Source organism: Campylobacter sp. BCW_4332, from assembly GCF_001763175.1.
In the GTDB taxonomy this organism is placed as follows: domain Bacteria; phylum Campylobacterota; class Campylobacteria; order Campylobacterales; family Campylobacteraceae; genus Campylobacter_D; species Campylobacter_D jejuni.
In genome coordinates this window covers 85606-97943 of record NZ_MJYF01000024.1, presented here as the reverse complement: position 1 = coordinate 97943, position 12338 = coordinate 85606, and the positions used below count along the sequence as shown (strand labels likewise).

The 12338-nt window shown below is 26.3% G+C and carries 26 protein-coding genes and 1 tRNA gene; 9 read left to right on the top strand and 18 right to left on the bottom strand.

Going from position 1 to position 12338, the window contains the following annotated elements:
* Positions 1-18 precede the first annotated feature (18 nt).
* The 3 genes from AJN64_RS02150 (at position 19) to AJN64_RS09710 (ending at position 1479) form a co-directional block, all read left to right on the top strand.
* Positions 19-95: transfer RNA gene (locus tag AJN64_RS02150), tRNA-Arg, on the top strand.
* A gap of 181 nt (positions 96-276) precedes the next feature.
* Positions 277-822 (top strand): Arm DNA-binding domain-containing protein, encoded by a 546-nt coding sequence (locus AJN64_RS09715; protein WP_261665704.1) that lies wholly within the window; start codon positions 277-279, stop codon positions 820-822.
* Entirely contained in the window at positions 823-1479 is a 657-nt protein-coding gene (locus AJN64_RS09710) for a tyrosine-type recombinase/integrase (RefSeq protein ID WP_261665703.1), read from the top strand.
* On the opposite strand, the gene AJN64_RS02140 is transcribed toward AJN64_RS09710, so the two are convergent.
* From AJN64_RS02140 to AJN64_RS02105, 11 genes are all read right to left on the bottom strand, one after another.
* Complete coding sequence (locus AJN64_RS02140; protein WP_002864902.1) at positions 1476-1646, bottom strand: helix-turn-helix transcriptional regulator; 171 nt, start codon at positions 1644-1646, stop codon at positions 1476-1478. The two genes, AJN64_RS09710 and AJN64_RS02140, sit on opposite strands and share 4 nt — an antisense overlap.
* On the bottom strand, positions 1639-2181 hold the full coding sequence (locus AJN64_RS02135; RefSeq protein WP_070240604.1) for a pentapeptide repeat-containing protein: 543 nt from the start codon (positions 2179-2181) through the stop codon (positions 1639-1641). Before AJN64_RS02135 ends, AJN64_RS02140 begins: the two co-directional genes overlap by 8 nt.
* A gap of 1 nt (position 2182) precedes the next feature.
* On the bottom strand, positions 2183-2857 hold the full coding sequence (locus AJN64_RS02130) for an antirepressor (protein WP_070248390.1): 675 nt from the start codon (positions 2855-2857) through the stop codon (positions 2183-2185).
* A 143-nt stretch (positions 2858-3000) separates the two neighbouring features.
* Positions 3001-3159, bottom strand: a complete 159-nt coding sequence (locus AJN64_RS09525) for a hypothetical protein (protein ID WP_002826568.1) — start codon at positions 3157-3159, stop codon at positions 3001-3003.
* A 203-nt stretch (positions 3160-3362) separates the two neighbouring features.
* Positions 3363-3605, bottom strand: a complete 243-nt coding sequence (locus tag AJN64_RS02125) for a helix-turn-helix domain-containing protein (RefSeq protein ID WP_070240596.1) — start codon at positions 3603-3605, stop codon at positions 3363-3365.
* Between the two features lie 14 nt (positions 3606-3619).
* The gene (locus AJN64_RS02120) at positions 3620-4387 is read right to left on the bottom strand and encodes an RloG protein (protein ID WP_070273997.1); all 768 of its coding nucleotides are present in this window, start codon (positions 4385-4387) and stop codon (positions 3620-3622) included.
* Position 4388: 1 nt separating this feature from the next.
* Positions 4389-4541: a hypothetical protein gene (locus AJN64_RS09520; RefSeq protein ID WP_002881929.1), complete on the bottom strand. Its 153-nt coding sequence runs from the start codon at positions 4539-4541 to the stop codon at positions 4389-4391.
* A complete protein-coding gene (locus tag AJN64_RS02115; RefSeq protein WP_070292610.1) occupies positions 4538-4792 on the bottom strand; it encodes a hypothetical protein in 255 nt (84 codons plus the stop codon). Before AJN64_RS02115 ends, AJN64_RS09520 begins: the two co-directional genes overlap by 4 nt.
* Positions 4783-5052: a hypothetical protein gene (locus tag AJN64_RS02110; RefSeq protein WP_070292609.1), complete on the bottom strand. Its 270-nt coding sequence runs from the start codon at positions 5050-5052 to the stop codon at positions 4783-4785. The genes AJN64_RS02115 and AJN64_RS02110 overlap by 10 nt, the downstream gene beginning before the upstream one ends.
* A gap of 229 nt (positions 5053-5281) precedes the next feature.
* Positions 5282-5452 (bottom strand): hypothetical protein, encoded by a 171-nt coding sequence (locus AJN64_RS09515; protein ID WP_186820829.1) that lies wholly within the window; start codon positions 5450-5452, stop codon positions 5282-5284.
* A 411-nt stretch (positions 5453-5863) separates the two neighbouring features.
* The gene (locus AJN64_RS02105; protein ID WP_002881937.1) at positions 5864-6136 is read right to left on the bottom strand and encodes a hypothetical protein; all 273 of its coding nucleotides are present in this window, start codon (positions 6134-6136) and stop codon (positions 5864-5866) included.
* A 51-nt stretch (positions 6137-6187) separates the two neighbouring features.
* On the opposite strand from AJN64_RS02105, the gene AJN64_RS09510 reads away from it, so the two are divergent.
* Positions 6188-6328 (top strand): hypothetical protein, encoded by a 141-nt coding sequence (locus AJN64_RS09510; RefSeq protein ID WP_002881938.1) that lies wholly within the window; start codon positions 6188-6190, stop codon positions 6326-6328.
* Here the strand turns inward: AJN64_RS09510 and AJN64_RS02100 are convergent.
* Positions 6318-6509, bottom strand: a complete 192-nt coding sequence (locus AJN64_RS02100; protein ID WP_002783990.1) for a hypothetical protein — start codon at positions 6507-6509, stop codon at positions 6318-6320. The two genes, AJN64_RS09510 and AJN64_RS02100, sit on opposite strands and share 11 nt — an antisense overlap.
* 141 nt (positions 6510-6650) lie before the next feature.
* Here AJN64_RS02100 and AJN64_RS02095 point away from each other — a divergent pair, with 141 nt between their 5' ends.
* On the top strand, positions 6651-7385 hold the full coding sequence (locus AJN64_RS02095; protein ID WP_002881990.1) for a hypothetical protein: 735 nt from the start codon (positions 6651-6653) through the stop codon (positions 7383-7385).
* 190 nt (positions 7386-7575) lie between these two features.
* Here the strand turns inward: AJN64_RS02095 and AJN64_RS02090 are convergent, their stop codons facing one another.
* The 4 genes from AJN64_RS02090 to AJN64_RS02080 all read right to left on the bottom strand — a co-directional run bounded on the left by AJN64_RS02090 (position 7576) and on the right by AJN64_RS02080 (position 9428).
* Complete coding sequence (locus AJN64_RS02090) at positions 7576-7893, bottom strand: hypothetical protein (RefSeq protein ID WP_002881987.1); 318 nt, start codon at positions 7891-7893, stop codon at positions 7576-7578.
* Positions 7875-8411, bottom strand: a complete 537-nt coding sequence (locus AJN64_RS02085) for a type II toxin-antitoxin system antitoxin SocA domain-containing protein (RefSeq protein WP_002819544.1) — start codon at positions 8409-8411, stop codon at positions 7875-7877. Before AJN64_RS02085 ends, AJN64_RS02090 begins: the two co-directional genes overlap by 19 nt.
* 32 nt (positions 8412-8443) lie before the next feature.
* Entirely contained in the window at positions 8444-8620 is a 177-nt protein-coding gene (locus AJN64_RS09505) for a hypothetical protein (protein WP_002819537.1), read from the bottom strand.
* Positions 8621-8756: 136 nt separating this feature from the next.
* Entirely contained in the window at positions 8757-9428 is a 672-nt protein-coding gene (locus AJN64_RS02080; protein WP_070292608.1) for a LexA family transcriptional regulator, read from the bottom strand.
* Positions 9429-9538: 110 nt separating this feature from the next.
* Between AJN64_RS02080 and AJN64_RS02075 the strand changes: the two genes are divergently transcribed.
* Both AJN64_RS02075 and AJN64_RS02070 read left to right on the top strand, forming a co-directional pair.
* Positions 9539-9772, top strand: coding sequence for a hypothetical protein (locus AJN64_RS02075; RefSeq protein ID WP_032599974.1), 234 nt, complete (start codon positions 9539-9541; stop codon positions 9770-9772).
* Positions 9769-9969 (top strand): hypothetical protein, encoded by a 201-nt coding sequence (locus tag AJN64_RS02070; RefSeq protein ID WP_070292607.1) that lies wholly within the window; start codon positions 9769-9771, stop codon positions 9967-9969. The genes AJN64_RS02075 and AJN64_RS02070 overlap by 4 nt, the downstream gene beginning before the upstream one ends.
* On the opposite strand, the gene AJN64_RS09500 is transcribed toward AJN64_RS02070, so the two are convergent.
* Both AJN64_RS09500 and AJN64_RS02065 read right to left on the bottom strand, forming a co-directional pair.
* Entirely contained in the window at positions 9966-10121 is a 156-nt protein-coding gene (locus AJN64_RS09500; protein ID WP_162844509.1) for a hypothetical protein, read from the bottom strand. The two genes, AJN64_RS02070 and AJN64_RS09500, sit on opposite strands and share 4 nt — an antisense overlap.
* Before the next feature lie 198 nt (positions 10122-10319).
* Complete coding sequence (locus AJN64_RS02065) at positions 10320-10622, bottom strand: hypothetical protein (protein WP_002873587.1); 303 nt, start codon at positions 10620-10622, stop codon at positions 10320-10322.
* Between the two features lie 42 nt (positions 10623-10664).
* Here AJN64_RS02065 and AJN64_RS02060 point away from each other — a divergent pair, with 42 nt between their 5' ends.
* Both AJN64_RS02060 and AJN64_RS02055 read left to right on the top strand, forming a co-directional pair.
* Positions 10665-11666: a hypothetical protein gene (locus tag AJN64_RS02060; RefSeq protein ID WP_070292606.1), complete on the top strand. Its 1002-nt coding sequence runs from the start codon at positions 10665-10667 to the stop codon at positions 11664-11666.
* 10 nt (positions 11667-11676) lie between these two features.
* Positions 11677-12327, top strand: coding sequence for a hypothetical protein (locus tag AJN64_RS02055; RefSeq protein WP_052824632.1), 651 nt, complete (start codon positions 11677-11679; stop codon positions 12325-12327).
* Positions 12328-12338: the final 11 nt, after the last annotated feature.

The following is a 12338-nucleotide window of genomic DNA, read 5'->3' as shown; positions in this document are numbered from 1 at the left end:
GGATTTTTCCCGCTTTCTGTCCTCGTAGCTCAGCAGGATAGAGCGCAAAATTCCTAATTTTGAGGCCGTGAGTTCGAATCTCGCCGTGGACACCAAGTAGTAATTCATTAAGTAATATTAAGATACAAAATACACTATTTTAACAACTTTTCTACATTAAAATTTTTCATTATGATTGAAATTTTTTCTATTTTTTCTTATAATTCTGTAGCCATTTATGTAGCCAAAGTAAAAAAGCTAATTCTGGCTACAAAAATACTAAAAAAGGTTTTTTTAATGCTAACTCAAAAAGATATAGACAATTTAGAAATAAAAGATAAAAGGTATATGATTAGCGTAGGAGAACCAAAAGAATTATATGTCCGAGTTAATCCAACAGGTAAAAAAGTTTTTTATTTAAGAGCTTCAAAATTTAAAAATTTTATAACAATAGGGGAATGCCAAAAAGGTGTTTTAAATGTTACAAATGCAAGAGAAAAAGCAAAAGATCTTTTAAAATCAATGTATGATGGAAAATTTATCGGCAAAAATGATAAGGTTATGACACTTGAAAAAGCAAATTTTCTTTATGTTGATATAAAATCTAAAAAATTAAATTCAGCTACAATCAAAAAAGAACAGTCAATTTTTAAAAAATATATTATTCCAACTTTGGGACAAAAAGATATAAATGAATTGAAAAAAGATGATTTTCTACCTATTTATGATTTAATGCAGAAAAAAGGAATATACGAAACAATAAATAAAAATATATCTTTGCTATGTAGGATATTTGAGATTAGTAGACAAAGAGGTGACTTAAAAACAGATATAATACTTTAATTGAAAGATTTAAAGAAATTTTACAATGAAGCAAATCACAATAAAGTTAAACATTTTAAAGCTATAGTAGAAGAACAAGAAATAAAAAATATGTTAGAATGTATGAAAGAATATAAAAATCATCCACGGACAAATACAACTATAATTAATGCAATTTATTTTACGCTTTTAACAGCACAAAGAAGTAAAAATATTCGATTTGCTAAATGGAGTGATATTGACTTTGAAAACAATCTTTGGATTATAAAAGCAGATGAAATGAAAGTAAGAACTAATGGTGATAATATTATCCCTTTAAATAAATATGCTTTAAAGATACTAGATATGCAAAGAATTTTAAATGGAGATAAAAAGTATATTTTCGCTAATAATAATGGAACTATTAGCGAGAATTTTGCTGTAAGATTTTTTAAATTTTATAATTTAGAGCACACTATACATGGATATCGTTCTACTTTTAGAAGTGTTTATACTAATAAAAGCAATGAGTTAATTCAGCAAGGTATTAGTAAAGATATAGCAGAAATGATATTACATCATATAAGCGGCAATGAAATAGAAAGGGCTTACAACAGAGCCAAGGCAATTGATTTAAGAGTAAAACTTATGCAATGGTATGGAAATTACTTAAATTCTCTTTGTGAGTTTTGCTTTTAATGTCTTTTAGCTTTAAGCCATTTTTCTATTTCTTTTATTTCATATCTTATGGATTTTCCTATGCGAATGTAAGGTATTTTACCATCTTGTCTTAACTTAAATAATGATGTTATACTAACTCCTAAATATTCGCTCAATTCTTTTTCTCTAAAATATTTTTTAACCATTTTCAACTCCTAATCTTTTATCTATAATTTCAAAAATAGTATCCTTGTAATAACTCCAAAGCCATTTCTGTTCTTCATCTTCTAAATCATCAACGCTTAAATTACGCCATTCTTTTATTGTTTTAGTATCACAACCTAAATTCATCATAGTTTTTGTAAAAGTCATAACATAGGTATCAACGACAACACTAAAGATATTTTTCATATCTCCTATACAGTCCCTAAGATCTACATTTTCAAATATACAATTTTCAAATTCTGTTCTTAGAAAATTACAAAAATGGAAACTTGCTCCACTAAAATCGCAATCTATAAAAGATGCATTCTTGCTTGAAATATCATTTAAATTAGCGTTTTTAAAACTAGCACCATTTATAAATACATTATCAAAATCCAAACCACTTAAATTTAGATTTTCTAAGTTTGCATCATTTAAAGAAATACCTTCTAAAATGCAATACTCAACTAATTCTTTTTCATTTTTTCTATCATCTTTGATAATGATAGTTTCATCAAGTCTTTTTAAAATTCCCATCTCATCTCCTTAATATTTTTTTCCATTTTTCTTCGTATTCATCATAATTTTGCCAATAATCAAGAGTTTGTTTTAGCTTCTTAACAACAGCATCCCAAGTTGTTATTTTTGTACTTTCTAATGCTATTTTTTCAGCTAAAAATTCAAATTCCCATTCTTTAAAGCAAAGCATATTATAATCCTTAGCTAGTATTTTTCTAAGCTCTAGTAATTCTTCCTTGCTAAGCTTTCTTTTAAAGCTTAACTCCTTTTTATTTTCTAAGTCGTATTTTAGGGCTTTGATTTTGTTTTCATAATGTTCCTTTTGTTGTTTTAATTGAGATTTATAACCTATTTTTTGATGATGATTTAAAGAATTAAGCCTTAGATTTTCATCGCTTAGGGTTTTAAATCTAGCCTGTGTTTGCTCTCTTAAAAGCTTAGCTACTTTTTTGCGGTATTCTTTAGCCTTAGGACTTTTTATAAAAAAGCCTAGCATATAAACACCTTCTAAGGTCCATTTGATTACTCTTTGTCTTCCGCCTTTGGTTTGCTCATAATCATAGAAATAGTGTATATTTTCTATGAGCTCATCAGCGTGATAGTTTTTAGTGCTATTTATGTTTTGTTTTGAAGTTTCATAAGATATTGCAACTTCTGTATTTAAAAAAATTGTTTTTGGGGTTAAAGTTTGCATAATTACTCTTGCTTTTTAATTTAAAAGCAAGAGTGTTTTATAAGTTTAGTGTTGTTTTTTTACCTTTTTATAAGCTTTGTAAGCCTCATAAGAAGCAATAATAAGGCAAATTGTTAAAAATCCACTGATTATATATTCGCCGCTCATTTTTTCTCCTTTCTATCTGCATAAATACTAAGTGCCATAAGTGCCACACTGCCAAACACTATATAAGTGTTATTTAGTGTGATGTTGCCACTAAGTAAAGCATAATTACCATTGACAAATAAGCCAAGTCCTATGTTCTTAAGTAACTCTAACATAGTCAAATTTTAACAAAACTAACTTAAAACACTCTTACTTTAAAAGAACATTACAGAATTATTCTGTATTCTTAGAGTAATTATACATAAATATTATATAAAAGTCAATATATTTTATAGAAAATATATATATTTTTTAAAAATAAATATATAAATTTTCTGTATTTTAAAGGTATAAAGAATTTCTTTACACCTTTAAATGCTTATTTTTGAAGCTCTTTAAATAATCTTACAAACTCATCAAGCATTTTAAGTCTTGTTTTTAAACGATGATTTTCTAATACCAAATTTAAAGATTTTTTAGCTTGTAAAGGCAAATCATTATCATTAGCTACCCATTTTTGAATAGTAGTAAGATGCACCCCCAAAATCTCGCTTAACTCCTTTTGTGTGATATTTAACTCTTTACAAACTCTTTTAACAATGTTTTCTTTCTCTTCTGCCATGCTACTCCTTTCTTTTATTCTAAAAATATTTTATCTTTTATGTTAAAAATTCTATATAAAATGATTTTATTTTTATCGTTTTTATAATACTCTAAATCTACTAAAAAATTAAATCCATAAGGATTTTTCAAAACTTCTTCGGCTATTTTCTCATCACTAAAACTAACATCAACCGCATAAGGACTTAAAGCATCGCACTTTGCCTTATGTTTTGTTTTATTGTCTATTTTATTTGTAGTTTTATACATCGTTATCAAAGCATTTTCATGTATCTTTTGATATTCAATTTCCTTTTTTTCGCAAATGTAGTTAGCATTTTCATAAATAAGCTCAGCTTCATCACTATTTATTCTCAAAAGTTCTTCACCTTTATGATTGATAAAAAAAGTATTTTGATTTATAGTAACGGGTGCAAATATATTTTTTAAATTATTGGCATTATACTTAGTAAAATGCGGATTTTCTTCTATTTCTTCTATACTTTTTGATTTGATATTTTTAAAAGATATGATAAGTTCTATAAATTCATTTAATGCTTGAATAGGTGCAATAATAGGCAAAACTTCTCCCGCTATTTCAAAAACCAAAGAATATATATCACTGCCAGTTTCAACCTTTTCTAAAAAAATTTTACTTTGTGTTATACCGTGTTCTTTTGATATAAAACTATCCATTAATTTTTGAAAACTTAACAAAGAATTAGCCATTATCCCAAGTTCTATGTTTTCTTCATGGATAATTTTTATTTTAAAATTAACAATGTTTTCTTTCTCTTCTGTCATATTACTCCTTTTTACTGGTTATTTTAACATAATCGCTTAAAATTTTAACTATTTGAGTTGCTAAAGGGCGGTATTCTTTATCTGCTATTTTTTGCAACTCTTCTTTTAATTCTAATGGAATTCTTATACTTAGCGGTTTTGTTTGTTTTTTCATAATTCCTTCTCCTTTAATCTTTTTACTTCTTTAATAGCCTTATCATCGTTTTTAAAAACGCCTATAAGCCCTAAAGCATCAAGTATTTTTATACGAAAATTACTAAGTTTTACATTGATTTCAATTTCTTCTTCTAACTTCAATGAAATTTCATTTATAGCACTATCTTTTAATGCTATTACACCTTTTAGCCTTTGAATTTCTTTTTCTAAATATCTTATTTTTTCATTTTTTTTACTATTTAAGAACATAGTTTCGACCTTTCTTTTGCATAAAGAAGCTCATAAATTTTATTTTGCAAAGAGCTAATTTCTTTTATATTTTTCATATTTGCTTCTATTTGGTCTTTTAACTCTTTTAAAAGTTCTATTTTTTCATTTTCAAGATTAGAAATTTCAGTTTTTAAAGGTTTATTTTCATCTTTTAAAGACTTGTTTAGCTTTATTTCTTTTCTATATTCATCTTTACTTAGTTTTATGATGACTTGTTCTTTCGTGTGATAAGCTTTCATTTTTTCTCCTTTTAGATTAATGCTTAAAAGGGACAACTGAGTTCTTTAAAATAGTAGAAATAAAACAAAAAGGCGAATTCTCAAGTAGTAAAGTTGCCCCATTTAAGCATTAAAGGAGCTTAAGAAAAGCCAAGAGCCTTGCTCTCTTGGCGTGAGTATTGTTTAAGTATAGGCTAAGCAAGGCTATTCTATAATTTTAGTGGTTTTTTAGTTTAGTTGATTGATTATTTCAATCAACTTTTTTACTATTTTCAATAGTAAGAAAATAATATTTAAAATCTTTTCTATCATTAAAAATAGCTCCTTCCCCACCAAGAGAAATTAGCCACTTAAACAATGTTATTTTATCAAATTTATTTTTATTTTCGATAAAGCCGAGTAAATCCGCAAGTCTCGGCATTGTATAATCGTTTAAGTTTATGCTAAGCGGATTTGGTTAAAATTTGTCTGTGTTTTATAAAAGTGTGGCTATTTAATTGTAAAGTCTTAATAGCTCTAAAACTAATTGTAAAATTAGAATTAAAATAGTTATTAATTTTTCAATCATTTTAGCCTCCTTTCTCAACACCGAGACAAGTTAGCAACTTAAACTTTATAATTATACTTTCTTTTTCTTAAACTCTTGATTTTCTGTCGTTTTTAAAGTGCAAGAAAACCTTAAAAATAGCACTATAAACAATAATAGCGAGCCAAGTTTATGGATAACTTGCTAACCCTTCCGCTATACAGAACTATCAACGCAATAGTAAAGCTTAATTTTCAAGCGGTCAAAAGCTTAAGAAAGCCCTTTTTTAAAGGACTTGTTAAACTTTTAAAAAAGCTTTTTGCAGTGTTTTTCGAATTTTCTAACTCTATCTAAAAGCTCATAAGCATTTCTTATAAATTCATCTCCATAAGCCTGTAAGGATATTGCTATTTCTTCATCATCTTCTAAGCTTATTTCCAAAGAGTTTTTAAAATCTTGCAAGTTTGCAAATATATTTTCTAAATTCTCTTTGCTTTCAAACTCATTTGTAATTAATTCTTTTGTTTGGCTAGAAATTCTTTTTTCTTCTCTATCAAAATAAAAATCTGTAAAACTCATTTTTTATCCTTTTTTTAGTTATAATCACTTTCACTCTAGGAAGGTGATGTAATGGACGAAATACAAAGCTTAAAAGCTCAACTTAATAATCTTCTTTTAAGAGTTAGCGAGCTAGAAAGTAAAGTCGCAACCCTTGAAAAAAGACTAGATGACAAAGATTTTCAAGTTTTAAACGAAACTCCTAATCTTTGAGAGAAATAACAAATCCTTTGTTTTCAAACGCTTCTTTGGTGATTAAGTTTTTAACTGCATTATGAAGAACATTAGCTAAAAACTCTTCCAAAGAAGCGTAACTTTTTGAATAATTTCTTTCAAAGGCTATTTCTAGCATTTTTTTAATATCAGGTCTTAAATCTAATTTAACCTCTAGCATTTTTTTATCCTTTTTGTTTTGTTGAAATAATTCTACAAAATGGATAATTAAAACAAACTTAAAATTTATACAATTTGGATAATTTTTAAAAAATATTTGTGGTATAATTTGTTATATGAATTAAAATAAAGGGTATATTTTTTGAAAAATCAAACATATGAAGATAAACTAGAAGAAGCATTTGATGATTATCTAGATGATAGAATGAGTAAATATGAACTTTTTAAAAAAATCAGTGAAATAAAAATTGAAAATTTAAAAAATATTAAAGATGTTTATCTAAAAGTTCCTAATTTATTTCAATTTAAATGGCTCCTATTCTGTGTAGTAATGTATTTTATTTGCGTTTTTATATCTATGAGTTTTTTAAAAAATGAAGTTTGGTTTTTTGTTTATTTTATATTTTTTCTATATGTTTATGCAAAAGGAGTTGACAGAAAAATTTTAGATAGAGATTTAAGATATTTATCTAATAGCATAGACAATTGTGAAGAATATATAGAAAAATTAAAAGAGAGAATTAAATATATCGAAGATGAGCTACTTGATTTTATGGATGGAGCGAAAGAAAAAGCAATTATAGAAGATTATTTTAAATTAAAAAAATATGCTGAATATGTAAAATTTCAACTTAAAATTTTAGAATCACAGCCAACGTTACAAAATGAATTAGATAAATTGAAAAATTCTTTTAAGTTTGAACCATCACATAAAACAATTGATTTTTATTTTTCTGGAATTGAAAAACAAATAAAAAACGAAATGGGATTTAGCGATAAGATGAAATCGATAATAGAGAATGAAGAAACTCTTTGGTTTAATAAAGATAGCTACAAATTTTATAATTATTTCTATAAAGAACGAGAAGAAGATTAAAAACTATTTGCGATGGATATAAAAGGTTTATGGGGTATTGAGGGTATAAGTAAAATAAAGACTAAAATTTACCACAATCAGCTTTATAACTTTTTATACTCTTGCCAACTTGCAAGTAACTTCACTTGGTTTGTATTGATTATAATCAGCAAAAGCTAAAATAGCTAATAATGATAAGATTATGAGTTTTTCATTTATTTATAAGGGATTTTATTTCAATTCTCATTTCTTCACATATAAAACAAAATAATTTGGCTTTAAATTCTACTAAGAAATCTTTAAAATTTTTTGTTGCGCAAACTAATAAATCATAAAATTCCACTAATTTCTTTTCATCGAAATTGCGTATTAAATCTAAAATTTCTTTTACATCACTTTTTTCATTTAATTTTGAAAATGTTACTCTAATATATTTTCCAAATTCACTATAAGCATATGTTTCGTTTTTTAATTTATAGGTTGATACTAAAAATCTTATTATATTAATAGCTAAATTTGGAATAGGCATTCGTATTCCTTAGCTTTTTGGTTAATTAAAGCAAATTTATACTTCTCATCTTCTAATTTTTTACCATCTAGCTTTGAGTTAATTCTCTCAAATAAATCTTCAAAAGAATAATTATCAAAGTTAAAATCACAATCGAATGGAGTTAGATTATAAAACACTAAAGAGTGAATATAATCAATCATTTTTTTAAATGATTTTCCCATTGTTTTTTGGTCAAATCTATTAAGATTATATTCTTTTAATATTTCATCTATTTTTTCTTTAACTTCGTTTGAGCATTCTGAATTTGGTTTAGGGTCATCTAAAGCTTTTGCTACATCAAGACTAAAAGGTCCAAATTTATAACTTTTAAAATTTATACCGATAAACGGTCTTGAATGTTGTTGATAATATTTCAACTCTAATAAAAATAATATTTTTTGATAAAGCCTTGCCATTAATGCGTCTTTACTTATCTTTTTAAGATAAGATACGGCTTCAATTAATCTTTTTTCCGATGCTGCATCCATTTTCCTCATTATATATCCTTTTTTGGAAATTAATATAATCTTTATGATACTAATTTATTTGCTAAAACAACTAAATTCTTTTTATCTTTTTTCTGAAATAACTTTTCTTTCTGTGGCTTGTGCATCTTTAAGCTTATTAGAAATTTTCCATAATTTGATAATTTCATCTTAATTTGCTTACCGTAAAAACCATTCCAAAATGATTGTATTTTTGTCATAAGTTTTCTTTCTCTATAATTAAACAAACCTAAAATATTTTATATTATACTGCACTTTGTTAAATAAAAACTTTAAATAAAAATAAAACCATTGCTTAAAATTCATCCCACCACTTCTATAAAATTTTTAAAGATTTCAATTTTCATTTACCAATTTTAAATTAGATTTTGGGTTGTTTGGTATCTTTTGAATTTTTACAACTTTATAGATTTTCAAATCATCGATATCATCGATATCAATCCTAAAAGTAGTCGTTTTAAAACTATCACTTTGGTTAACTGGTTTAAATTCAATAACTCCAACATCTTTCTTTTCTACAAAAATCTTGCAAGCAATTTTATTATTATAGGTATAAACAACAAGATCTCCATGTCTTGGTTTTGAACTGTCTGTATCATATATAATAATGTCCCCATCTTCAATTATAGGAAACATGCTATCGCCATTCGCTCTAGCTGCTTTTAAATTTGATTTATTTTGCGATAATGGTATATAAGTAAATTCATCTTGACACTCATAAACATCATTAATTGGCAAGCCGCAACTTACAGAGCCAGTAATTCTAATTCTTTGTACTTCAATTGGCTCATCTGATATTAAAACATTTGCATCAGTTTCTCCAAGAACTTTCATAACCGCTTCGATAAATTCTGCAGTCATTTTTCTTTGTCCTAATGCATATTTTGAAATTGCAGCAGTTTTAATTCCATGTCCATTTCTATACCCATATGCGGTTAATTTCTCTGCTAGCTCATTTTGTGTTAAATTATGCTTTTTTAAGAGTTTCTTTAAATTCTCTCCATTCATATTTTATAACCTTATATTCCAAAATAATTATACATATTGTATAATTTATAATTCTACAAATCGGATTATTTTAAGAAAATTTTAATTATCCATTTTGTAGAATTATATTTATGAAAAGAATAGATTTAATTAAAAAAATAACTTTGAAATTTGGAGGAGCCAATAGCTCTTGGTATGCAAAACTTAACGGCAATAGGAAGGTTGATATAAAAACCGCATTAAAACTAAAAGATGAATTTAATATTCCATTAGAAGCATGGGGAGATTCTGAAATTTTGAGTAAAACAATGAATGAAATTATAAACATACCTAAGCGTGGGAGAAAAAGAAAGGATAGAGAATGAAAAAGGCAATGAAAAGGGTTAGGATTGAAATTGATATTAGCGATGAAACCTATGAGATAATGCTTAAGCTTATGAAAAAAAGAAAATATGAAAAAGTAGAAGATTTACTCTTTGCATATATGGGAACTATGTATAAAATGGAGCTTGCTGGTGCTTTGCTTGAGAATGATAAAAATCTAAGTCTTAATAAGACTTAGATTTCTCCTAGGTAGTTTGGAGTTTCCAAAGAGTAGTGTTGTGGTTGTGCAGCTTGTTCTAGCTGTTTTATCCTGTTTTCTAACTCTTTGATTTGTTCTTCTAACTTTGAAACTCTAGCTTCTGTAGATTTTTGTTTTTGCTTGTCATCCATTTTGATAAGTCCTTTTCTTGATTTGGTGCAAAAAAATTATAGCAAAGGACTTTTTAAAACGGATTAAGGAATGAAATGCTTGAAAGATTGATTGAGATTATAGGATTATTTATTTTTACTTTGATGATGTTGCATTTTAGACTGTTTCTAGTGGCTGGTATTTCGGCTGGGATTTTAATATCTTGCATTTATTATTATCTAAAACGCATTTTTTATCACGGTAGTGAGGACAAATAATGTATTTAAATTTATCTTTTTTAAAAACCATTTCAAAAGGAGTTTTTTTGTAACTAATTTATATCCTAAGTTAGGATATAGTCTTTTTGTCAAATCGTTTTCTAGCTTCATATCTTTAATACAAACTCTTTTTAGTTTTTGTTTTTTAGTTAAATATAAAAACAAAGGACGGATACTTAAACCAAATAAAACACCTATTAAAAAATATAACAAATTTTCTAAAGTGGCGGTTTTTAGCATTTCGGATAAGAAAGAATTAAACATAAAAAGCCTTTTTAATTTAAATTATAACATAAAGGAGCGTTAGTGATACCAAGTTTTATAGCAAGTTTTGATGTAGCTTTGGGGCGTAAAAGCCTAAGAGAGAGAAAAGGCTATTTAAAATTATCAAATACTATAGCTTATGGTGGTCTTAGTGTTGATGCTTTAGCATTGTATATTCAATTAGCAAAGCTTAGTGAAAAAACGATTGTAAGTGAGATCTATTTAAGAGAGTTTATAAAAGTTAAAAATAATCAAAGAATTAGTTTAAACAGACTAAGAATTGCTAAAAAAGAATTAATTGAACTAAGGCTTTTAGAAATTAAAAAGGTTAGAAATGGATCTTTAAATTTTTATGAGTGGATTTTAAAAGATGAAAATTATCAAGTTAAAAAACATTTTAACAAATCTTTATCTTTGCTTAAAAGCAGTGATGAAAAGCTAAGCAAAACTCTTAAAAATAACACTTCATCAATCGACAGAAAATTAACTACTGAAAACGAAAAAAAAGAGAATTTGCATTATATAGAAACACGCACGCACGCACACGATAATAAATTTATAAATAATATAAATATTAATAATAATAAATTTATAAAAAAAGAGAATTTAGAAAATTTAAAAAATAATCAAGAAAAGAAAGAATGCGTTTCTAATCAAAACGCCTCTTTTGTGACGAGCTTTATTGATTTTAGCAAAAAGGAGTTAGAGAAAATGGCAAAAAAAGAGTTTAAAGTCCCAAATGCAAATGAACTCATGAGACAAATAATAGCTTTTAATGAGAAAAATGGCACAAACTTTGGTGAAGAGTTGGCTAATGATTTTATAGGCTATTGGGATGCTAGGGAATGGAAAAGAAATGGAAAAAGAATGTCAAGTGTGGCAGGAAGTCTTTATACATGGCTTAAATACGCTAAAGAAAATGAAGCAAGAAAAAATCAGCGTTTTAACAGAAAAAAAGAAGCCAATCCTAGTGTGGTTGATAGCTTGATGGAGTATTACGGAATGAAAGATGAGAACAAAAACAAGCTCTTAGGATGCTTTTAAGGAGTAGAAAATGCAAGAAAAAATACAAATTTTAATGGACTTATTGGAAATTAATAAGGCTCAAGCAACTGATATAGTAGGTAGATATTTGCAAGATGCAAAAGATATTCATGCTTTCTTAGATTTTTATTTCGAAACTTTAGAAAGAGAGAATATCGTAGGGACAACCTATGAGAAATTAAGAAGAGTTTGCAAAAGAGCTGAAATCGAGTTTAAAAAGCGTTTTGAAGACAAAGAATTTTTTTTAGAATGGTTAAAAAATAAATATAAAAATAGTCCATTTTTTAGATTGCTTGAAAGTGATTTTAAATACTCATATGTTTGTTATGATGGACAGGGCAACCTTTTTAAACGATTAGCAAAATCAATTAATATGTTGGTTTGTCTAAATAATTTTGGAGAATTAACCTACGAAGATGGAGAAATGCTAAAAAATAACGAATTTAAACACGCTTTAATAGATTTTATATTTAAAAATCAAGAGCGCATAGGAAAAGATATATATATAAATACTTCTTATAAGATAAAAGGATATACATCTTTAAGCCATGAAGAAGAATATAATAACTTTAAGAAGGTGCAGAAAAAATTTTTTAAGGAGAATCAAGAAGAATTTCAAAAGAAAGTAAAAGTCAAAATGGCTTTTAAAAATATAAGCTAAATTTAAGAAAG